The sequence below is a fragment of the Reyranella sp. genome (genome assembly GCF_036558665.1).
Classification (GTDB): Bacteria; Pseudomonadota; Alphaproteobacteria; order Reyranellales; family Reyranellaceae; genus Reyranella.
The window spans coordinates 1-20,769 of sequence record NZ_DATBFE010000097.1 but is presented as its reverse complement, the minus strand read 5'-3'; the positions used below and the strand labels follow the sequence as shown (position 1 = coordinate 20,769).

Here is a 20,769-nt window from a genome sequence, read left to right as displayed (position 1 = left end):
GGGCCGGAAGACTATGATTTCCTGTTGAGAACGCCGAACCGCTCCTTCGGCGCTTTCTCCCGTGCCGCCGGCCCGTAGGTGCCGAGCTCGATGCGATGCGGGATGGTGAGCATGTAGTTCTTGAAGGCGCCTTCCATCGCCTGGCGCCAGCCCTGAGCGTCCTGCATCTCGTTGACGGATGCCTTGGCGAACTTCAGCGCGAAAGGATCTCGTTCGGCGATCCGTTGAGCAAGCGCCATCGTCTCTTCCTCCAGTTCCGCACGCGGCACCACTCGATTCACGAGGCCCGCTTTCTCGGCCTGCGTTGCGGTGATGAAATCGCCGGTGAAGAGATACTCCTTGGCCTTGCGCGGACCGAGGTCCCACGGCATCGAGAAGTACTGCACATGGGCGCCGCCCCACTTCACGGCACGATCGGCGAACAGCGCATCGTCGCTGGCAATGATGAGATCGCAGGCCGACGCGATCATCATGCCGCCCATGATGCAGTAGCCCTGGACCTGCGCGATGGTGGGCTTGGGGAGATCGCGCCAGCGCATCGTGTTCTCGAAGAAACGCTCCCAGAGCCGGCGGTACTCGCCCTTGAAGCCGGGCTCGAGCAGGGTCTTCTTCTGGTCCTCCATCTCCTGCGGGCTGCCGAGATCGTGGCCGGCGGAGAAGTGCTTGCCCGCTCCCGCCAGGATGACGACCCGCACCTTGTCATTGTCGATCGCCGCCTTGAAGGCGTCGTCCAGCTCCTCGAGCAGGATCCGGCTTTGGGCGTTCAGCACCTCCGGCCGGTTGGTCGTGATCTTGAGGACCGCGCCGGTGCGTTCGGTCAGGAGCGTCGCGTAGCTCTTCATGCCGCTGCCCGCAGTTCGGGCGCGAGGCCCGCGCCCATGAGGTCGACGAAATTGTCACAGTAGAAGCGCTGCTTCTGCGCCTCGGTGGTCCCGGCCTTCGCCATCGATGCCTCGAAGCGCTTGATCGGATGACGGCCGCCTTCAACATGCGGGTAGTCCGAGGAGAAGAGGCACACCTCGTCACCCGAATTGGCGATGATCCAGCCTGCATCCTCGTGCGGATAGGGCGTGACGCGTACCTGGCGCTGCACGTATTCGCTGGGCTTGAGCGACATCTTCCGCAGCCGCTCCTCGTTCTTGTAGAAGGCGTTGTGCGCGGAATCCATGTTGCGCATCCAGCCCGGCACCCACGAGGCGCCCTGCTCAATGACGCCGAACTTCAGTCGGGGGAAACGGTCGAGCACGCGATCGACGATCAGTGCCGTCAGCGCCTTCATCGGCGGATAGGCGATCGCCATGTAGTCGATCGACCTGAAATTGTCGTCGCCGCCATGGAAGTCGGGCACCGGAGGCAGACCGTTGTTGAAATAGGCCTCTTCCAGGAGCTTTCCGCCGCCGCCGACATGGAACACGATCGGCAGGCCCGCTTCCTGGGTGATCGCCCACAGAGGATCGAAGCCGATATGGCTCGGCGAGTGGTCGTCGGGACAGCGCGACGGAATGAGCAGTGCCTTGGCGCCAAGCTCGATCGCCTCGCGCGCCGCCGTGGCCGTGCGCTCGAAATCGAGCAGCGGGACGTAGCCGGTCGGCAGCAGGCGCCGGTCAACCGAGCAGAAATCGACCATGTGGCGCGCATGGGCGCGCGCGACCGCGTAAGCGAGATCGTGATCCTGGCCGCCTTCCAGCGCGGTCGAGTAGTTGAGCAGCGCTGTCGTGAACATGAGCTGGCTGGCGAAGCCCAAGAGGTCGATCGAGCGGGCGCGGTCGTGCTTGCGGAAGGACCCGAGCGCATCCCAGTTCTTGCGCAGCATGATTTCCGAATCATCGAACGCCACCGCAGCTTCGCCGCGATGGATGTCGGTGAGATGACTATGGAAACCTTCGCGCCGGGGGAACAGGACGGCGTCGGTGACGATGGCGCGATACTTCGCCTCGAGATGCCGTTCGAGGAAGCCCGGCACTTCCATGATGTGCGCGTCGGCGTCGTGAATGACGCGGCCGCTCGCGTAGGGCATGTTCCCTCCGGTCTTTGGTGTGGACCGGAGCTTAACATGACGACCGACCTTTCCTATGCCGTTCGTCTGCTGCTGGAGGCGCGTCATTCCGGCAAGCAGATGACGCCGCCGTTCGCATTATCGGACCGCAGTGCGGTCTACGCCGTCCAGGACGGGGTCGCTGCCGAGACCGGGCCGGTGTCCGGCTGGAAAGTCGGCGCACGCACACCGACGGCGGAGCCGAGCGCGGCGCCGCTGCTGGCCGATGCTTTGGTCAGATCGCCGGCCAGGTTCGACGGCAGGGCGATGCACATGATCGGCGTGGAGATCGAGATCTCGTTCCATATCGTGCGTGACATTCCTGCGCGCAGGGAACCGGTCGGACGAAACGAGGCCCTTGATATCGTGGGCGACGCTTTCGTCGGCATGGAGGTGGTCGACACGCGCATCGCCGACTTCAAGAACGTCGATCCCGAATGGCTTCTCGCCGACAACCAGATGAACCACGCGCTTGTGATCGGCGATGGCATCGAGGCGTGGCGCACGCTCGATTGGCCGAATCTGCGGGTGAGGCTCGTGGTCGACGGCAAGGTCGACGTCGACCAGAAGGGCGGACTTGGTGCCGTCGATCCGGTACGGCCGCTGGCCTGGATGATCGATCATGCCGTGCGCCTTCGCGGCGGCATCCGTAGAGGTCAGGCGATCACGACCGGCTCCTGGACCGGCTTGCGATACTATCCGCCCGGCACGAGCGCTCGAGGCGAGTTTGTTGGTTTCGGTTCCGTCGAGGCGAGCTTCTGACGCTTCGGCTGCGGCCGTAACCTGGAACGCAGGTTGGTTGGCATTGTCGGCCGATGCAAACCGCCCTTCGCTTCTACGCTTCTGCGGCGGGGACGCGCACATCGCGCCTCTGGCCCTCCATTCGGTCGACGCTGGCTTTGTGGTGTGAGCGCAGCCGCTCGCGGCGCCATCTCGCCATGCTCGACGATCGCAGGCTGGTCGATATCGGCATCAGCCGCGCCGAGCAGTGGCTGGAATGCCGCAAGCGCTTCTGGCAAGGGTGACCGTCAGCGGCCGCTCCACTTCGGCGGCCGCTTCTCCAGGAACGCGCTCATGCCTTCGCGGAAATCGGCGCTGCCGTACGTGTGGCGGATCAAATCGTCAATATTCTCGTCGCCCAGCTTGGCTTGCAGCCGGCGCAGTGCTTCCTTGGTGGTCTGCATGGTGAGAGGTGCATGGCCGGCGAGCGTCGAAGCCAGTTCCTGCGCCCGCGCATGCAGCCCGGCTGCGCCCGGCAGCACTTCGCTGACCAGCCCCACCTGCAGTGCAGTCGTTGCATCCATCATTTTGGCGAGCAGGATCATTTCCTTGACGCGTTGCGGACCGATCAGTGACGCCAAACGCGCGTAGTTGGGCATGGAAAGGCAGTTGCCCAGGGTGCGCGCGATAGGGAAGCCGAATTGGGCCGAGACTGAAGCGATGCGGAAATCGCAGACGGCGGCGATCGCGGCCCCGCCGCCGGTGCAGTATCCGGCAATCGCGGCGATCGTCGGCACGGCGCACCGCTCGACGGCGTCGAGGATGCGATCCATCTTGCGCTCGTAGGCGATGCCGTCATCGCCGTCCTTGAACGACTTGAACTGGGCGATGTCGGTGCCGGCGGCGAAGGCCTTGTCGCCGGCGCCGGTGATGACCAGCACCTTGGCCTCATGCGTCGTGGCGACGCGGCCACAAATCTCGGCCAATCCTTCATACATCGCGAAGGTGAGCGCGTTGCGGGCCTGGGGCCGGTTGAAGGTGATCCAGCCGATGTCGCCGCGCTTGTCGTAGAGCAGGTCCTGGGTCATGTCCCTTTCCGTGGAATGACCATATCGTAGGCGAGACATCATGCCGTTTGAACGACTTCTGAAGGGCTTCACGGAATTCCGCCTGGGCTATTACCGCGAGCATCCCGAACTTTTCGAGAAGCTCGCCACCGAAGGCCAGTCGCCGGAGGTCCTCGTCATCGGCTGCTCCGATGCGCGCGTCGATCCCGGGATCCTCACGCGGACGCGGCCCGGCGATATCTTCACCGTGCGCAACATCTCGGCGATGGTGCCGCCTGCCCAGATCCCGCCCGATGAGCGTCAGCACGGCACGTCGGCGGCGATCGAGTACGCGGTGCGCGGCCTCGAAGTCGGCCATATCGTCGTGCTGGGGCATGCGCTGTGCGGCGGCATCGCCGCCCTGGTCGACGGCGAGCGGTCGAGCGCCTATGCGAGCTACGACTATCTCTCGACCTGGACGGCCGTCGCACAGGAAGTGCGCGACCTCGCCGTGCGCCAGCTTGCGGGAAAGCCGCGGGAACAGGTCGTCCGCACCGTCGAGCAGGCGGCGGTGCTGAACAGCGTCGTCAATCTGATGAGCTTTCCCTGGATTGCGGACCGCGTCGCCGCAGGGAAGCTTCGGCTGCACGCCTGGTGGTTCAATCTCGTCGAGGGCCAGCTCTACGCCTTCAATCCGGCAACAGTTCGTTTCGAGTCGGTCGAAGGAGTCGATGTCGCGCCGACGGTGGCGAAGGACACGTCCCTCTCGTCGATCAAGCCCGAGCGACTGATCGCTGTCGCGGCCGGAAAACCGGCGTTCTAGCCTTATCCGGCCAGGGATTCGATCGCGGCATCGACACCGCCGGGTGCGAAGGGCACGCCGGCCGTCTTCATGGCGAGCTCGGTGGTGGCGAGGCAGCCCAGCAACATCGGCTCGTTGAGGTCGCCCAGGTGGCCGATGCGGAATACCTTGCCCATCAGCGGCCCAAGCCCGCCGCCCAGCGACAGGTTGTAGCGCTCGAGCGCCGCCTTGCGCAGGCCGTCCGAGCTCACGCCCTCGGGCATCAGCACCGTCGTCACCGAATTGGACAGACGGTCGACCGTCTGGCCGTAGAGCGTCGGGCCCTTGCCGTTTGCTCCCCAGGCGCGGACGGCCGCGCGCGTTGCCTCGGCAAGGCGGGCGTGGCGCGCAAACACTGCATCGAGCCCTTCTTCCTCCAGCATCTTGATCGATTCCTGCAGGCCGAAGAAGAAGTGCACGGGTACGGTGCCGATGAAGCGCTGCGGCGGACGCGCCTCCATCAGCTGCCAGTTGAAGTAGTACTTCGGCAACTTCGATTTGCGCGAGGCTTCGAGCGCCTTGGTGCTGACGCCGGTGAGTGCCATGCCCGTGGGCATCATCAGGCCCTTCTGGCTGCCGCCGACCGTGACGTCGACTCCCCAGGCATCCATCTTGTACTCCATGCTGCCGAGCGAGGAGATCGTGTCGGACAACAGCAGCGCCGGATGCTTGGCCTGGTCGAGCGCGCGGCGGATCTCCGCGAGAGGCAGCACCATGCCGGTCGCGGTCTCGTTGTGCACGGCGAGAACGGCCTTGATTTCGTGTGCCTTGTCCTTGGACAGCCGCTCGGCGACCTTGGCCACGTCGACGCCCTTGCGCCAGTCGGCCGTCACAGTCTCGACCTTGAGTCCCAGAGTCTCGGCCATCTCCTTCCAGCCCATCGAGAAGTAGCCGGTCTCCACCACCAGCACGGTCTCGCCAGGCGAGAAGAGGTTGGCCACTGCCGCTTCCCAGGCGCCATGGCCGGTCGAGGCATGAACGAAGAGCGTCTGGTCGGTCTTCAGGATACGCTTCACGCCGGCCATGCAGGCGCGCTGGATTTCCAGGAATTCCGGCGCCAGGAAGTCCATGACCGGCCGGTCCATGGCGCGCAGGATGCGATCGGGAATGTTGGTCGGACCCGGGTTGTTGAAGAACTGGCGTCCGCGCGGCTTCACGTTCACGGGGGCATTCACTGGGGCGTTCACTTGCGGCTCCGGTCTGCGAAAGACACGGACGATAGGACCGCGCCCCTTGGCGAGGCAAGCTAGGCTTGCGATGCTCTGGCATTAGTTACGTGAGGGCAAATGAGTACCCAGAACGCCGGTGCCGGCAAGACCAACTCCGCCATCGTCACCGACTATCGAGCGCGCACCGGCGGCTCGGCAGCGCTGTTCGAGCGTGCCCGAAAGGTGCTGCCGAGCGGGATCACGCATGATGCACGCTACCTCGAGCCCTATTCGATCCATGTCGCCCGGGCCAGTGGCGCCCGCAAATGGGATGTCGATGGCAACGAGTATGTCGATTATTTCGGCGGCCATGGTGCGCTGCTGCTGGGCCATTCACATCCGGCGGTCGCCGAAGCGGTGAAGCGGCAAATGGATCTCGGCACACACTACGGGTCGAGCCATGAACTCGAGGTGCGCTGGGCCGAACTGGTTTGCGAACTGGTTCCGTCGGCGGAAAAGGTGCGCTTCACGGCTTCGGGCACCGAAGCCTCGCATATGGCGATTCGCCTGGCGCGCGCCCACACCGGCAAGGAGCGGATCGTGCGCTTCGTCGGCCATTTTCATGGCTGGCACGACACCGTCGCTGCCGGCGCGGTCTCCCACTATGACGGCACGACCACGCCGGGCGTTCCGCAGAGCGTCGCCGATCTCACCGTCCTGATGCCGGCCGATGATGTGGCTCCCGTCGTGAAGCTCCTCGAGGAGCGCGACGACATTGCCGCGGTGATGTTCGAGCCGTCGGGCGCCTCCTGGGGCCAGGTGCCGCTGCCGCCGGGCTTCGCCCAGGCGATTCGCGAGGTGACGGCGCGCCGCGGCGTCGTGATGCTGATGGACGAGGTTATCACCGGCTTTCGCTGGTCGTCCGGCGGCGCCCAGAAGGCGCTGGGTGTCACGCCCGACCTCTGCATCCTCGCCAAGATCGTGGCAGGCGGGCTGCCGGGCGGCGCGGTCGCCGGCAAGCGCGAGATCCTCGATCGCATCGATCATGCGGCGACGGTGGCGAAGAACCAGGAGAAGATCGCCCATCCCGGCACCTACAACGCCAATCCGCTGTCGGCCGCCGCCGCGGTGACGGCACTGTCGATGGTGCGCGACGAGGATCTCGCCGAGAAGGCCAACAAGACCGCGGCCGAGCTGCGGGCCGCGCTGCGCCAGGTGCTGGTCGAGGAAAGTGTGCCATGGGGCATCTACGGCCAGTCCTCGACCTTTCTGATCTATCCCAATCCGGCCGGCGAGGCGCTCGATCCCGCGACGTTCGATCCGTTGAAGATGGGCTTCGCCAAGCTCAAGGGCGCGCGCTCGGGCCCGCTCACGGGCAAGATCCGCATGGGCCTGATGACGCACGGGGTTGACGTCATGGGGGCGCCGGGTGGCTTCGTCTCGGCAACGCATGGCGGCGCGGAGATCGAGAAGACCGTGCATGCGCTGCGCCAGACCGTGCGCGCCTTGAAGGCCGAACGCGAGGTGAAGGCGGCCTGATGTATGGAATGACCAAACCCGTGCCAGCAACGGAATTCTCCCGTCTGCCGGACAAGTTCCGCAAGAAGCGGCGGACGGCGTGGGCCGACGCCAATGCCGCCGGCATGGAGCTCGACAGCTTCCTCGAAGGGCCGAGCTTCGACCGGGCGGGCAACCTTTACGTCACCGATATTCCCTTTGGTCGCGTGTTCCGCATCAGCCCCGCGGGCGAATGGACGCTCGTCACCGAATATGACGGCTGGCCGAATGGCCTCAAGATCCACAAAGACGGCCGCGTCTTCATCACCGACTACAGGCGCGGGATCGTCCTGCTCGATCCCGCGAGCGGCAAGGTGGTGCCGCTCGTCGAGACGCGCGGCTCGGAGAGCTTCAAGGGCGTCAACGATCTCTTCTTCGCCGCCAACGGCGATCTTTATTTCACCGACCAGGGTCAGACCGGCCTGCACGACCCGACGGGCCGCGTCTATCGCTACGACACGGCGGGCAAGCTCACCATGCTGGTGAACACCGTTCCCAGCCCCAACGGTCTGGTCATGAACAAAAGCGAGAATGTGCTCTATGTCGGCGTCACACGGGGCAACGCGGTATGGCGGCTGCCATTGATGGCGGACGGGACGGCGAGCAAGGTCGGCCTCTTCATCCAGATGACCGGCGGCCATGCCGGCCCGGACGGCATGGCTCTCGATTCGGAGGGCGGGCTGGTGATCGCACATCCCAGCACGACGGCGTGGCGCTTCGATCATCTCGGCCGGCCGACGCATCATGTCGATGCCGGCGACGACATCTTCTGCACCAACATCGCGTTTTCAGGCCACGATCTTTACCTCGTGGTCTCGCGCCCGAGTGCCAAGGTGGCCGGTGGCACAATCGTCAAGGCGACCATGCCGGCGGCCGGCAAGCCAATGTACTCGCACACCTGAGGTTATCGCGGGCCCTTGCCGATATGAGCGATGGCCTCGATCTCGACGAGGATCTCCGGCGCGGCGAGCGCTCTGACCTCGACCAGCGTCGAGGCGGGAAAGTTGCCGCTGAAGAATTCGCGCCGCGCCGCCCAGACCTTGATGTTGTTCTTGATGTTGGTCACGAAGATGGTGACCTTGACGACGTCGGCCATCGCGCCGCCCGCCGCTTCGAGCATGCCCTTGATCTTGCCGAAGATCTGCTTGGCCTGCTCGTACTCGTCCATGCCGGCCAGTACCTTCGGATCGGTGCCGCGCGCGGTCATGCCCGAAACGTAGGCGATGCCGTCGCACACCAGGCAGTTGGACCAGCGCTCGGGCGGCGGTTCGGGCACGGCGGCTGACGTGACGCGGCGGATGGTCATGAGGCTCCTCCCCTGTTCAAGTGGAGAAGTATAGCATCAGGCGATGCGCGTCCTGGCCGCCTCGAAGAGCTGACGGAAATCGTCGAGCACGAAATAGGTGTGCTGGAGTTTGTCGATCTCGTAGGGCCGGCGCATCACGCGGGAAGCCTCGAAGGGCAGCCGCTCCACATCCTTGCCCTCGATCGCATGCCTCACTTCGCTCGCCGAGGAGAGGATGCCGGCACCGTAGATCTTGAGGCCCGCGGGCGTGCGGATCAGGCCGAATTCGACCGTGTACCAGTAGAGGCGCGCCAGGAGATCGATGCTCGGTCCCGCCTCGATGCCACGCTGGCCATAGAGCTGCATGTAGTCGGCGAACACTGGATTGCTGAGCAACGGCACGTGGCCGAAGAAGTCGTGAAACAGGTCCGGCTCGACGAGATAGTCGATCTCCGAGCGCCTGCGGATCCAGACCGTGACCGGAAACCGCCGGTGGGCGAGATGATCGTAGAAGGCCTGGTCGGGAATGAGACCTGGCACGCCGACGACACGCCAGCCGGTCAGCGGCTCGAGTCGCCGGTTCACCTCGGCGAAATCGGGAATCGCCTCGCTGATGCCCAGTGTTCGCAGTCCCTGGACGAACTCGGCGCAGGCATGGCGTTCCGCCAGCCGCGTCTGCCGCTCGGCGAGCAGGCGCCAAACGTCCTGATCCTCGGTCGAATAGGAATCGAGGTCCTGCGGCACCGTCCAGTCGACCGCCATCGCGCGGTAGTCGCCGCGCAGCGTGTCCAGAGGGGCAAGGGTCTCCATACCGATAAATATGGGGGTGAGGGGTGGAGCGAATCCCGGCAAATTCAGCCGCGATCCGGTCGCGTTTTGGAGATATTCTCCAGGGATCAACCCGAGATAGGCGGAAACATCCATGATCGAACTCGATGACCTCGACAAACGCATTGTCGCTGCCCTGCAGGCCGAAGGCCGGTTGTCGATCGTCGATCTCGCCGACCATGTCGGCCTTTCGCCCACGCCCTGTCAGCGCCGCGTGAAGCGGCTGGAAGGGGAGGGGGTGATCGGCCGCTATGCGGCACTGGTGTCGCCGGCGGCGGCAGGTTTCAACCTGCAGGCGCTGGTCGAGGTTACGCTCGACGATCACTCCGAGAAGATCGTTGAAGCTTTCGAAGCCGCAATCCGCGCGCGGCCCGAGGTGGTGGCCTGCTATGCGGTGACCGGCGACATGGATTTCCTGGTCCATGTCTTCGCCGCCGACCTCGCGCAATTCAGTGATTTCGCGATGAAAGCGCTGTTGCGCATGCCGGGCGTCAAGGGCACGCGCTCTTCCTTCATTATGCAGCAGGTGAAGAACGACCTGGCCTGGGCACCCTTTCCCCCCAAGGTTCTGCCGCAAAAGCGCATGAGGTAGATGGTTCACGCATGGCGTTGCAATCCATGCTCCGTCTATGATGCGCGAGGTCTTTCCATCCGGAGTAGCTTGATGCCCGTTCTGCCGCGTGCCCTGGAGATCCAGGGCGAGATTGCCGCGATCCGCCGAGACATCCACGCCCATCCCGAGCTCGCCTATGAAGAGAACCGGACCTCCGACATCGTCGCGGCCCGGCTGCAGGAATGGGGGCTCGAAGTCACCCGCGGACTCGGCAAGACGGGCCTCGTGGGCACGCTGCGCAAGGGCAACTCCGTAAGGTCTATTGGCCTGCGCGCCGACATGGACGCGTTGCCGATGGACGAGACCAACGACTTCGCCCATCGCTCGCAGAACGCCGGCCGCATGCACGCCTGCGGTCACGATGGCCACACCGCCATGCTGTTGGGCGCGGCCAAGGTGCTGAGCGAGACGCGCGACTTCGAGGGCGCGGTGCACTTCATCTTCCAGCCGGCCGAGGAGGGCGGCGGCGGCGCGCGGGCGATGATCGAGGACGGGCTGTTCGAGAAGTTCCCCTGCGACGCGGTGTTCGCCATCCATAACAAGCCCGGCGTGCCGCTCGGCCATATCGTCACGAAGCCCGGTCCTCTTCTGGCTGCGGCCGACCGCTGGGACATTCGCATCACCGGCAAGGGCGGCCACGCTGCTCATCCGCACGCCACGTTCGATCCCATGGTGGCCGGTGCCAGCATCGTGATGTCGCTGCAGACCATCGTCAGCCGCAACATCGATCCGATCGATTCGACGGTCGTGACCGTGGGATTCTTCAAGGCGGGTTCGGCCTACAACGTGATCCCGGGCGACGCACATATCGGCGGTACGACGCGCACCACCACGCCCGAGAATCGCGCCCTGGTGAGGCGTCGCATCGAGGAAATCTGCGAGGGCGCCGAGAAGATGTACGGCGTCAGGATCGCGCTCGAGCACAAGCCGGGTTACCCACCGACGGTCAACAATGCGGCCCGTGCCCGCTTCGCCATCGACGTGGCGGCCGGTGTCTGCGGCGAGGGCAACGTCCGGGACAATGTGCGCGCCAGCATGGGGGCGGAGGATTTCTCCTACATGCTGGAGAAGGTGCCGGGTGCGATGGTGTGGCTGGGCAACGGCGGCGACAGGGATGCCGTGAGCCTCCACAACTCGCGCTACGATTTCAACGATATGGCGATCCCGTTCGGCGTCAGCTTTTTCGTGCGCACCGTCGAACGCTTCCTGAGCGAGCAACCGACGGCCTAGTTGACGCCTCCGCCTCTCTTGTCATGCTGAGTGGAGCGAAGCATCTTTCGGTGACAGGAAAGATCCCTCGCTCCGCTCGGAATGACACGGCGAAACCCTAGTGGCGTCTCGCGACGATATGCTCTGAATGGAATTCTTCCGGGTCTACGGCCGCGTCCTGGGGTTGCTGCGCGACGAGCGAAGACTCGCGATCACGCTGGCCCTCGCGAATGTCGTCGTCGCGGCCCTGCAGTTCTACGAACCGGTGCTGTTCGGCAAGGTGGTCGACCTGCTGTCGAACGCCCGCAACGAGACGACCGCGACGCTGTGGTCGAACGCGCGGGAGCTGCTCGCCCTGTGGGCGGTGGTGGGACTGGGCGGCATCGTCGCCAACATCGTGGTTTCGCTGCAGGCGGACCGCATGGCCCACCGCCGTCGCCTGGGTGCGATGGCGCGCTACTTCGAGCATGTGCTGGTGCTGCCCTTCGCTTTCCACAACGCCCAGCACTCCGGCCGCCTGCTCAAGGTGATGCTGACCGGCGTCGATCACCTGTTCGGCATCTGGCTCAGTTTCTTCCGCGAGAACCTCGCGACCTTCGTCGCGCTGTTCGTGATGCTGCCGTTGAGTCTGTTCATGAACTGGCGATTGGCGCTGCTGCTGATCGTGCTGATCCTGTTCTTTGCCGCCGCCAATGCCTGGGTGGTCGGCAAGACGGACAAGCTGCAGGCGCGGGTCGAGGACCATCACAGCGAACTTGCGAGCCGGGCGGGCGATGCGCTGGGCAACATCCATCTGATCCAGAGTTTCGTTCGACTGGCCGCCGAGACCCGCGAGCTCAATCGCATCATCGGCGAGACGCTTGCGGTGCAGTATCCGGTGTTGAACTGGTGGGCGCTTCTGTCGGTGCTGACGCGGGCTGCCTCGACCATCACCGTCATCTCGATCTTCGTACTGGGCACCTGGCTATATACGCGCGGCGAGGCGAGCGTCGGCCAGATCGTGAGCTTCATGGGGTTTGCCGCCATGCTGATCAGCCGCATGGACCAGGCGTCGGGCTTCGTGAGCCGCATCTTCTTCCAGATGCCGGCGCTGGCCGACTTCTTTCGCGTCATCGACCACCAGACCACGGTGCCGGACAAGCCCGATGGCATCGATCCGGGCCGCGCCAGGGGCGACGTCGATTTCGAGGATGTGAGCTTCTCCTATGACGGCCTTCGACCGGCGCTGCGGCATTTCTCGCTGCATGCGCCCGCCGGAACGACCGTGGCCCTTGTCGGCCCCACGGGCGCGGGCAAGAGCACGGCGCTGTCGCTTTTGCATCGCATGTGGGACCCCCAGTCGGGCACGATCCGTATCGACGGCATCGATCATCGCGACATCAGGCTCGAGTCGCTTCGCCGCAACATCGGCGTGGTGTTCCAGGACTCGACCATGTTCTATCGCTCGATCGCGGACAATCTGCGGATCGGCAAGCCGGACGCGACGCAAGCCGAGCTCGAGCAGGCGGCCCGGCTGGCCGAGGCGCACGACTTCATTTTGCGCCAGCCGCAAGGCTATGAAACGCTGGTCGGCGAGCGCGGCACGACCCTGTCGGGCGGCGAGCGGCAGCGACTCGCGATTGCGCGCGCGCTGCTCAAGAATCCGCCGATCCTGATTCTCGATGAGGCCACCAGCGCACTCGACTCGGTGACCGAGGCGCGCATCCAGAAGGCACTCAAGGTCCTGATGAAGGGCCGGACGACCTTAGTCATCGCCCATCGCCTTTCGACCATTCGCGACGCCGATCAGGTGATCGTTCTGGACCAGGGACAGATAGTGGAGCGCGGCGGCTATCGCGAGCTTATGGAAAAAGGCCGGGTTTTCGCCACCCTCGTGGCCAGCCAGCAAATCGGCACGGAATCTGCCTGATATCCCCTTGGCGGATCGGCGTGGCCCGCCTAAGAGTCGGCCGACAGCAGTCGAGGGGGCTTGCATGGGCAAAGGAATGAAGGCGTTGGGCATCGTCGTGGCGATGGCAATGGCATCGGGGGCGCTGCCGGCCGAGGCCCAGACGCCGATCAAGTTCACCCTCGACTGGGTGTTCCAGGGCCCGACCTCGCCGTTCCTCGTGGCGCTGGAGAAGGGCTACTACAAGGCCGAGGGACTCGACGTCACCATGGACCCGGGCCAGGGCTCGGCCGGGGCCGTCCAGCGCGTCGCCACGGGCGCCTATCAGATCGGCTTCGCCGACGTGAACTCGACCATCGAGTACAACGCCAAGAACCCGGGCAAGGAAGTGCTCTGCGTGTTCATGGCCTACGATTTCGCCCCGTTCGGCGTCTATGCTCTGAAGAAGAGCGGCATCAAGGTGCCGAAGGATCTCGAGGGCAAGAAGCTCGGCGCGCCCGTGTTCGATGCCTCGTTCCGCCTGTTTCCCGCCTTCGCCAGGAAGAACGGCATCACCAAGTGGGAACATGTGAACCTCACGCCCCAGCTTCGCGAGCAGAGCCTGGTGCAAGGCTCGGTCGATTTCATCTCGGGTCACTATTTCTCCTCGATGCTCGACCTCAAGGCGCGCGGCGTGAAGTACGACGACATCGTCGCCATGCGCTACGTCGACTACGGCCTCGATGTCTACGGCAACGGCATCGTGGTTTCGCAGGAAATCGCCAAGAACGAGAAGGCGGTGAAAGGATTCGTCGCCGCCACCATCAAGGGCTGGCGGGACGTGATCAAGGACAACAAGCTCGGTGTCGCCGCCGCTAAGAAGCGCGACCCGCTGATCGATGACGCGCTCGAACTGGAGCGTCTGCAGCTGTCGCTGCAGACCAATATCCTGACGCCCTACGTGAAGCAGAACGGCATGGGTGATGTCGAGCCCGAGCGCTTCGCCCGTTCGGTCAAGCTCGTCTCCGACGCTTTCGCCCTGCCGCAGGCCCCGGCACCCGACAAGGTCTTCACCAACAAGTTCCTGCCGCCCAAGGCCGACCGGATGGTCGCGCAATAGTGACCTTCGTCGATCTCAAGCACGTCAGTCTTACCTATCGGCTGGGCAAGGAAACGACGCTCGCGCTCGCTGACGCCACGATGGCGGTCGACAAGGGGGAGTTCGTTGCCGTGGTCGGGCCCTCCGGCTGCGGCAAATCGACGATCATGAAGCTCGTGACCGGCCTTCTGCCGCCGTCCGGAGGCGAGGTGCGGGTGGGCGGGCAGCCGGTGACGGGCCCGGTCAAGGGCGTCGGCATGGCGTTCCAGAATCCGACGCTGATGGCATGGCGCACGACTATCGCCAACGTCCTTCTGCCCATGGAGGTGGTCGAGCCGCACAAGCGCCGCTTCCGCCGCAACCGCGCCGAATACGAGGCGCGGGCGATGGAGCTCCTCGGCACGGTGGGCCTTGCCGACTTTGCGCGGAAGTATCCGTGGCAGCTTTCCGGCGGCATGCAACAGCGCTCCAACCTCTGTCGCGCCCTGATCCACGAACCCGAGCTCCTGATGCTCGACGAGCCGTTTGGCGCGCTCGATGCCTTCACGCGCGAGGAGCTGTGGGGCGTGATGCAGGCGCTGTGGCTCGAGAAGCGCTTCACCGGGGTATTGGTGACGCATGATCTGCGCGAGGCCGTCTATCTCGCCGATACCGTCCATGTCATGAGTCGGCGACCGGGCCGCATCGTGCTCACGCGCAGGATCGACATTCCGCGGCCGCGGACGCTCGCCACCACCTTCGAACCGCATTTCGTCGGGATCGTCCACGAACTGCGCGACCGCATCCACCAGGAACACGCGGCATGAGCGAGCGTCGGCGCAATTTCCTGCGGCTCGCCATGCCGTGGCTCGCGATCGCGATCCTGCTCGTCATCTGGGAAGTCGCCTGCATCGTCTTCGATCTGCCCGAGATCCTGCTGCCGCGTCCGACCAGGGTATTCGAGGTCTTCTTCGCACGCTTCGACATCCTGCTGCTCTTTTGCTGGCAAACGCTCTGGACGTCGCTCATCGGCTTCCTGATCGCCATTGCTGGCGGTCTGCTGCTGGGGCTGGCGATCGGCGCCTCGCCCTTCGTCTATTCGGGTCTCTATCCGCTCCTGATCGCCTTCAACGCCGTGCCGAAGGTAGCGCTGGTGCCCATCTTGATGATCTGGGTCGGCGTCGGCGCCCTGCCGGCGGTGGTGACGGCGTTCGTGATCAGCTTCTTTCCCATCGTGGTCAATGTCGCGACCGGGCTCGCCACCATCGAGCCCGAGATGCGCGACGTCCTGCGTTCCCTCGGCGCGTCACATTTGGAGATCCTCACCAAAGTCGGCATCCCTCGCGCCATGCCCTATCTCTTCGCCAGTCTCAAGGTCGCGATCACGCTCGCTTTCATCGGCTCGGTGATCTCCGAGACGGTCGGCGGCAATCGCGGCATCGGCTTCCTGATGCTGTCGGCCGGCGCGCGCAACGATGCGCCGACCACCTTCGCCGGCCTGTTCGCCATCGCGATCATGGGCGTGCTGATGTATGCCGTCTGCGCCCTCGTCGAGAAGCGCATGACGCGCTGGGCATTCCGCGGCGAGATCGTGGGTTAGCGCCGACACGCACTCCTGAGTGACGGGCTCCGGGGACCGAGATGTGTTCGTCTACACGACGTTCATTGCCGTCTTCGTGCACGTCGACTATAGGCCTCTCTTCCGACCGACAAGAGAAACCCCGAACGTCGTTCTACGGAAAGCTGATGGCCCTCGTCCCCACACCGCCACCGTTCGACCCGGACCGGTACCGCACCGCCGCGGCGCATTACGAAAAAGGGCGGGTACCCTACGCCCCGGCGCTGATCCGACGCGTCGCCGAGGTCACCGGCCTCGGCCCGCAGCACCGCGTGCTCGACCTTGGCTGTGGCCCCGGGCCACTCGCCCGCAGCTTCGCCTCGCTCGCCCGCGACGTGGTTGCGATCGATCCCTCTCCGGAGATGCTGGCCGCGGCCCGCGCGCTGGCCGGGCAGGCGGCAAACATCCGCTTTGTCGCCGGCAGCTCGTACGATCTCGACCCGGCACTCGGCTCTTTCCACCTCGTTGTCATGGGCCGCTCGTTCCATTGGATGGACCGGGTGGACACGCTCGAGCGGCTCGATCAGATGATCGAGCCAGCGGGCGCATTGGCGTTGTTCCGCGATTCGGCGCCTGCGGTCCCGGCCAATGCCTGGCGCAAGGTCTGGCACGACATCCGCGAGCGCTACGAGCCCGACCGCGGGCCCCACGAACGCGACCCAAATTGGATTCGCCACGAGGCGATCCTGCTCGACTCGGCCTTCACCCGCCTGGAAAGCTTCGGTGTGATCGAACGCCGTGCGATCGACGTCGAGACACTGGTGCAGCGAGCGCTCTCGATGGGCTCCACTTCGCCCTCGCACCTCGGCGAGAAGATGGCAACCATGGCGGGGGAGATCCGCACGACGCTCGCAGACGTCCGCGAGGAAGTGGTGGAAACCTCCGCCCTGGTGGCGTGGCGACCGGATTCTCGGTGAGCGTCTTGTAGCTCGGTTGCACCCGGCCCAGCCCCGACCCTGGATCATCGACCCTTGCGGAGCTCGGCAAGAAGCGGCATCGCCTCGGCCGCAAAGCGTTCGATCTCGTCGAAGCGCTCCTCGTAGGGGCCGACGAAGTCGACGATGATGTGACGAGCGCCCACGTCGTAGAAGCGGCGGATGGTCTCGACGACCTGTTGCGGCGGACCGAGCGCGCAGTAACGTTGCGCAGCGCGGCGGAAGTCCATGGCATAGCGCGTGCTCAGGCTTTTGGTGGCGGCTTCGAGCGCGTCCTCATAGGTGTTGTCGACGCGCGTGAAGAGAAGATGCGCGGAGGCAAAGCCGCGGTCGAAGGTCCGGCGGCCGCCCGCCGCCTCGGCGATCTTGTCCAGGCTCTCGCGGAACATATCCGGCGTGACGACGTAGGACATCCATCCGTCAGTCATCCGCGCGACGCGCTTCAAGGCCGCATCGGAGCGGCCGCCGCACCAGATCGGCGGTCCGCCGGCCTGACGCGGCGGCGGCTGCATCTCGATGTCGGCGAACTCGAAGAAGCGGCCATCATGCGTTGCGGGTTCGCCCGTCCACAGCTTGCGCAGCACGGTCAGGCTTTCCGACAGGCGCGCGCCGCGCTCCGCCATCGGCACGCCGCAGAGCTCGTACTCCTTGGGAAACTCTCCGCCTACGCCGACGCCAAAGATGAACCGGCCCTCGGTGAGATGGTCGAGCGTCGAGACCTGCTTGGCGACCGGACCCGGATGGCGCAGCGGCAGGAGATATACCGCGGTCCCGAGCTGCAGTCTCCGGCTCGCCACGGCAGCCTGCGCGAGCTGCAGGAAGGGATCGAGGATGGGCAGGGCGAAGGAGACATGATCGCCGACCCACAGCGAGTCGTAGCCGCTGCGGTCGACCAGTTGGACCAGCTTCACCAGCTCGTCGATATTCGGTCGCCACGGGCCGACTCCGGGTTCAGTGCGACGATGGATCGTCTGCACGCCGAGGCGAAGTCGATCGTCGAGAGGAAGGTCCATCTTCCTACCCTTCCGTCTTGAAGCCTCGAAATGCCCGCGGAATTCGATGGATCCCGGCGAGCATCTCGCGAACTGGCTCGAGTTCCCAGCCTGGCGGCAAGGGAATGGTGATGGAGTCGGCGGCGCCGCCGAAGCGTCGCTCGATCTCGGGGACGACCTCCGCGTAGGTGCCGCAGGCGGCGAAGATGCGCAGCGTGTCGTCGGAAATCTGCCGTGCCATTTCCTTCCACTGGCCCTGTACCGACATCTCGTGCAGCTTCCGGCCGAGATCCTCCAGCCCATGCAGGGCCAGGATCGGCATGTACGTCCTGGTCGAACCGTAGAAGGCGACGCGGAAGCGTGCTGCTTCCATCGCTTTGCGGACCGCTGCCTCGTCGGGGCCGGTGCATACGAACCCGCCGCCATGGATGTCGAAGTGCGCGCGGCTGCGTCCGCTGCGCTCCATGCCCTCGAGCATGGTCGGCAGACAGACGTCCTCGAGATAGCGGCGACTGCAAAGCGGATGAAGCCGCACGCCGTCGCACAGCTCGCCCGCCAGTCGCAGCATCGCCGGCCCGACCGCCGAGATCGTCACCGGCACCATCGGCAGGCCGGTCCGCACCGGCGAAAAGTCGGGAGTCATCAGCGTCAGCGTGTAGTGTTTGCCGCGATAGTCGAGCTTCTCGCCCATCTCCCAGCACCGCCAGATGGCGCGCAGCGCCTCGACATACTCGCGCAGGCGCGGCGCCGGCGGGCTCCACGGAATGCCGAAGCGCCGTTCGTTGTGGCCCTTGACCTGCGGGCCGAGCCCGAGGACGAACCGCCCGCGCGAGTTGGCCTGAAGGTCCCACGCCTGCGAGGCGAGGACGGTCGGGCTGCGCGGGAAGGCGACGGCGATCGACGGAGTGAGCTCCACCCGCTCGGTGGCGAGGGCGGCGAAAGCGAGCGGCGCCAGCACGTCGTGGCCGAGCTCGACCGTCATCAGGGCGTCGAAGCCCGCGGCTTCGGCTGTTTCAGCGACCTGTCTCACGCTGCGCCAATCGGCCAGCGGCAGTTCAGTGAATACGCGCATGACCGCTCCCAAGGTCGATTGCAAGGTCGGCGCCACAGTATCGCAGTTGAGCGACCCGAACGAACGACCCGTCGCTAGGGTCAAAACCCATTAAGTCGTACCCGTGTCCGCTTCCGCTCTGATTGCAGACTTCGGCAACATCACGCGGTTCGTCGGAGATGGGCCACAAGCGGAACATGAATTCCAAGAAGTCTCACGCTACGGCGCTGAACAGGCGTATCGGCTCACCGAGATCCTTTAGCTCAGCTGGGCCCTGGTCGACGAACTTGAGCCCGGCACCCGCAACCAAGTCCTTGACCGTGCTCGATGCTAGCACCTCGCTGGCGCTAGCCCTTTGCGCCACGCGCGCAGCTATATGAACAGCGATGCCGCCCACATCGTCGCCCATCATCTCTACTTCGCCGGTATGAACGCCGGCCCGAATCTCGAGGCCGAGGGGTCGTACTGTTCGGACTATTTCTTGCGCACAGCGCACAGCTCGCGCCGGGCCGTCGAACAGCGCGAGAAAGCCGTCACCTGTTGTCTTCACTTCGCGTCCCCGATGACGTTGGAGCCCCGCGCGCACGGCGGCATGATGGGCGTCCAGCGTTGAGCGCCATTGTTGGTCGCCAGCCTCAACCGCACGCTTTGTTGATCCAACAATGTCGGTAAACAGAACCGTCGAAAGCACACGGTCGGTTTCTAGGCTAGGAGGCGACGCGCCCATGAACTGGCGTAGCTCCTCAATAATCCTGCTTTGATCGGCGCTGTATGGCGAATGATCGGCTCCCGCAAATTCCACGTATCGGGCATTGGGGATTTTCTCGGCAAGTTCACGCCCGGCTTCGACGCGAATGCGCGCATCGTTGCTACGATGGAAGACCAAGGTCGGCACCTGGATCGTCGGCAGTATAGCCGTAACGTCGATTTCGCGATTCATACGCAACAATTTGATCGCGTCAGTCGGACTCGCACCCAAACGTTCCCACTTCGCCAGCCATTCAACGAACTTACGATCATTAGCAAGAGAAGGAGCGAGATTGGTGACGGTCTTACCTTGTCCCCATGTTTCTCGGAAGACCCGTTCCATCGCCGCAAGATCGTCCTGACTGAAAGCCGATCCCACCGAGCGAGCATAGGAGCCAAATAAAATCAGCCCGGCGACTCGTTTGGGGTAGGTTGCGGCGAACAGCATCGACATCGCGCCGCCATCGGACATACCGAATAGGTAGGTCCTACGGGATTCTGTGGCGTCCAACACGGCGCGGATGTCGTCGATTCGTTGGTCAAGATGTGGGACGCCGACGCCGCGGTCGCTCAAGCCAGTCCCACGCTTGTCGAAACAGATTAGGCGCGAAAAAGCGCCCAAAGCATTATGAAACTGCGCAACGAGTGGCTGCTCCCAATTGTGCTCGAGATGCGAGACGAAACCCGGCGCAATCATCAGGTCCGGTCCTGACTGTCCCGTGACTTGGTACGCGACGAAAACCTCGCCGCTCTGAACGTAGCGCGTCTCGACAACCATGGCTGGCATCCAACCTACCGGGCCACTCGGGCTAGTGCTACAGGCCCGGAGGCTTTGCATAGCAGTACCCACCGACCTTCAACAGGAGCTCAACAGTGCATTTGCTGGTTCACTATGTCCGCTATGGGTCAAACTGAGAAGTGGGCCCACTCTAATGGGATGTCCGCTTTGCCCTCCAAATGCGAAGAGTATCGCTCACAGGCCGGAAGCCGACACATAGGGCAGACTTTATGGGTTTGACCCTAGACGTTATGTCCGTCGGCTGAGAACGGCGGTCCGTCCCCTCGTGCAATAGAGATAGCGAGGGTTGCTCGGGTGGGCCGAGCCGAGCCTCATGCACAGAGGGCGGACCATGAAGAAGTATAGCGAAGTATTTGTCGGGTTCGACACGGCGAAGAAGAAGCACGCGTTAGCGGTGGCC

21 protein-coding genes are annotated in these 20,769 nt (G+C 64.6%); 12 read left to right on the top strand and 9 right to left on the bottom strand.

Annotated elements, in window-relative coordinates; all coding sequences use genetic code 11:
- Positions 1 to 11: 11 nt before the first annotated feature.
- Both VH499_RS15920 and VH499_RS15915 read right to left on the bottom strand, forming a co-directional pair.
- A complete protein-coding gene (locus VH499_RS15920; protein WP_332053727.1) occupies positions 12 to 842 on the bottom strand; it encodes an enoyl-CoA hydratase in 831 nt (276 codons plus the stop codon).
- Positions 839 to 2,017 carry an amidohydrolase family protein gene (locus VH499_RS15915; protein WP_332053726.1) on the bottom strand — a complete coding sequence of 393 codons (1,179 nt, stop codon included), beginning with the start codon at positions 2,015 to 2,017 and terminating at the stop codon, positions 839 to 841. The genes VH499_RS15920 and VH499_RS15915 overlap by 4 nt, the downstream gene beginning before the upstream one ends.
- 36 nt (positions 2,018 to 2,053) lie before the next feature.
- Here VH499_RS15915 and VH499_RS15910 point away from each other — a divergent pair, with 36 nt between their 5' ends.
- Positions 2,054 to 2,797 carry a fumarylacetoacetate hydrolase family protein gene (locus VH499_RS15910; protein WP_332053725.1) on the top strand — a complete coding sequence of 248 codons (744 nt, stop codon included), beginning with the start codon at positions 2,054 to 2,056 and terminating at the stop codon, positions 2,795 to 2,797.
- A gap of 53 nt (positions 2,798 to 2,850) precedes the next feature.
- Positions 2,851 to 3,060, top strand: a complete 210-nt coding sequence (locus VH499_RS15905) for a DUF1127 domain-containing protein (protein ID WP_332053724.1) — start codon at positions 2,851 to 2,853, stop codon at positions 3,058 to 3,060.
- A 3-nt stretch (positions 3,061 to 3,063) separates the two neighbouring features.
- Here the strand turns inward: VH499_RS15905 and VH499_RS15900 are convergent, their stop codons facing one another.
- Positions 3,064 to 3,843, bottom strand: a complete 780-nt coding sequence (locus VH499_RS15900) for an enoyl-CoA hydratase/isomerase family protein (protein ID WP_332053723.1) — start codon at positions 3,841 to 3,843, stop codon at positions 3,064 to 3,066.
- Positions 3,844 to 3,883: 40 nt separating this feature from the next.
- Here VH499_RS15900 and VH499_RS15895 point away from each other — a divergent pair, with 40 nt between their 5' ends.
- Positions 3,884 to 4,624, top strand: coding sequence for a carbonic anhydrase (locus tag VH499_RS15895; RefSeq protein ID WP_332053722.1), 741 nt, complete (start codon positions 3,884 to 3,886; stop codon positions 4,622 to 4,624).
- A gap of 2 nt (positions 4,625 to 4,626) precedes the next feature.
- Here the strand turns inward: VH499_RS15895 and VH499_RS15890 are convergent, their stop codons facing one another.
- Positions 4,627 to 5,829 carry a pyridoxal-phosphate-dependent aminotransferase family protein gene (locus VH499_RS15890; RefSeq protein WP_332053721.1) on the bottom strand — a complete coding sequence of 401 codons (1,203 nt, stop codon included), beginning with the start codon at positions 5,827 to 5,829 and terminating at the stop codon, positions 4,627 to 4,629.
- Positions 5,830 to 5,928: 99 nt separating this feature from the next.
- Between VH499_RS15890 and VH499_RS15885 the strand changes: the two genes are divergently transcribed.
- Both VH499_RS15885 and VH499_RS15880 read left to right on the top strand, forming a co-directional pair.
- Positions 5,929 to 7,329, top strand: coding sequence for an aspartate aminotransferase family protein (locus tag VH499_RS15885; protein ID WP_332053720.1), 1,401 nt, complete (start codon positions 5,929 to 5,931; stop codon positions 7,327 to 7,329).
- Positions 7,329 to 8,249 carry an SMP-30/gluconolactonase/LRE family protein gene (locus VH499_RS15880; protein ID WP_414709799.1) on the top strand — a complete coding sequence of 307 codons (921 nt, stop codon included), beginning with the start codon at positions 7,329 to 7,331 and terminating at the stop codon, positions 8,247 to 8,249. Before VH499_RS15885 ends, VH499_RS15880 begins: the two co-directional genes overlap by 1 nt.
- A 2-nt stretch (positions 8,250 to 8,251) precedes the next feature.
- On the opposite strand, the gene VH499_RS15875 is transcribed toward VH499_RS15880, so the two are convergent.
- Both VH499_RS15875 and phhA read right to left on the bottom strand, forming a co-directional pair.
- Positions 8,252 to 8,653, bottom strand: a complete 402-nt coding sequence (locus VH499_RS15875; protein WP_332053718.1) for a RidA family protein — start codon at positions 8,651 to 8,653, stop codon at positions 8,252 to 8,254.
- 36 nt (positions 8,654 to 8,689) lie between these two features.
- Positions 8,690 to 9,442 (bottom strand): phenylalanine 4-monooxygenase, encoded by a 753-nt coding sequence (gene phhA, locus VH499_RS15870; RefSeq protein WP_332053717.1) that lies wholly within the window; start codon positions 9,440 to 9,442, stop codon positions 8,690 to 8,692.
- Positions 9,443 to 9,554: 112 nt separating this feature from the next.
- On the opposite strand from phhA, the gene VH499_RS15865 reads away from it, so the two are divergent.
- The 7 genes from VH499_RS15865 to VH499_RS15835 all read left to right on the top strand — a co-directional run bounded on the left by VH499_RS15865 (position 9,555) and on the right by VH499_RS15835 (position 16,762).
- The gene (locus VH499_RS15865; RefSeq protein WP_332053716.1) at positions 9,555 to 10,052 is read left to right on the top strand and encodes an Lrp/AsnC family transcriptional regulator; all 498 of its coding nucleotides are present in this window, start codon (positions 9,555 to 9,557) and stop codon (positions 10,050 to 10,052) included.
- Between the two features lie 72 nt (positions 10,053 to 10,124).
- On the top strand, positions 10,125 to 11,303 hold the full coding sequence (locus VH499_RS15860; RefSeq protein WP_332053715.1) for a M20 aminoacylase family protein: 1,179 nt from the start codon (positions 10,125 to 10,127) through the stop codon (positions 11,301 to 11,303).
- Between the two features lie 127 nt (positions 11,304 to 11,430).
- The gene (locus tag VH499_RS15855; RefSeq protein ID WP_332053714.1) at positions 11,431 to 13,191 is read left to right on the top strand and encodes a glucan ABC transporter ATP-binding protein/ permease; all 1,761 of its coding nucleotides are present in this window, start codon (positions 11,431 to 11,433) and stop codon (positions 13,189 to 13,191) included.
- A gap of 64 nt (positions 13,192 to 13,255) precedes the next feature.
- A complete protein-coding gene (locus VH499_RS15850; protein ID WP_332053713.1) occupies positions 13,256 to 14,269 on the top strand; it encodes an ABC transporter substrate-binding protein in 1,014 nt (337 codons plus the stop codon).
- Positions 14,266 to 15,054, top strand: coding sequence for an ABC transporter ATP-binding protein (locus tag VH499_RS15845; RefSeq protein ID WP_332053756.1), 789 nt, complete (start codon positions 14,266 to 14,268; stop codon positions 15,052 to 15,054). The genes VH499_RS15850 and VH499_RS15845 overlap by 4 nt, the downstream gene beginning before the upstream one ends.
- On the top strand, positions 15,051 to 15,827 hold the full coding sequence (locus VH499_RS15840; protein ID WP_332053712.1) for an ABC transporter permease: 777 nt from the start codon (positions 15,051 to 15,053) through the stop codon (positions 15,825 to 15,827). The genes VH499_RS15845 and VH499_RS15840 overlap by 4 nt, the downstream gene beginning before the upstream one ends.
- 146 nt (positions 15,828 to 15,973) lie before the next feature.
- Positions 15,974 to 16,762, top strand: coding sequence for a class I SAM-dependent methyltransferase (locus tag VH499_RS15835; protein WP_332053711.1), 789 nt, complete (start codon positions 15,974 to 15,976; stop codon positions 16,760 to 16,762).
- A gap of 44 nt (positions 16,763 to 16,806) precedes the next feature.
- On the opposite strand, the gene VH499_RS15830 is transcribed toward VH499_RS15835, so the two are convergent.
- The 3 genes from VH499_RS15830 to VH499_RS15820 all read right to left on the bottom strand — a co-directional run bounded on the left by VH499_RS15830 (position 16,807) and on the right by VH499_RS15820 (position 20,348).
- Positions 16,807 to 17,793: an LLM class flavin-dependent oxidoreductase gene (locus VH499_RS15830; RefSeq protein ID WP_332053710.1), complete on the bottom strand. Its 987-nt coding sequence runs from the start codon at positions 17,791 to 17,793 to the stop codon at positions 16,807 to 16,809.
- 4 nt (positions 17,794 to 17,797) lie between these two features.
- A complete protein-coding gene (locus VH499_RS15825) occupies positions 17,798 to 18,844 on the bottom strand; it encodes a TIGR03617 family F420-dependent LLM class oxidoreductase (RefSeq protein WP_332053709.1) in 1,047 nt (348 codons plus the stop codon).
- A 193-nt stretch (positions 18,845 to 19,037) separates the two neighbouring features.
- Positions 19,038 to 20,348 carry an adenylate/guanylate cyclase domain-containing protein gene (locus VH499_RS15820; protein WP_332053708.1) on the bottom strand — a complete coding sequence of 437 codons (1,311 nt, stop codon included), beginning with the start codon at positions 20,346 to 20,348 and terminating at the stop codon, positions 19,038 to 19,040.
- Positions 20,349 to 20,769 lie beyond the last annotated feature (421 nt).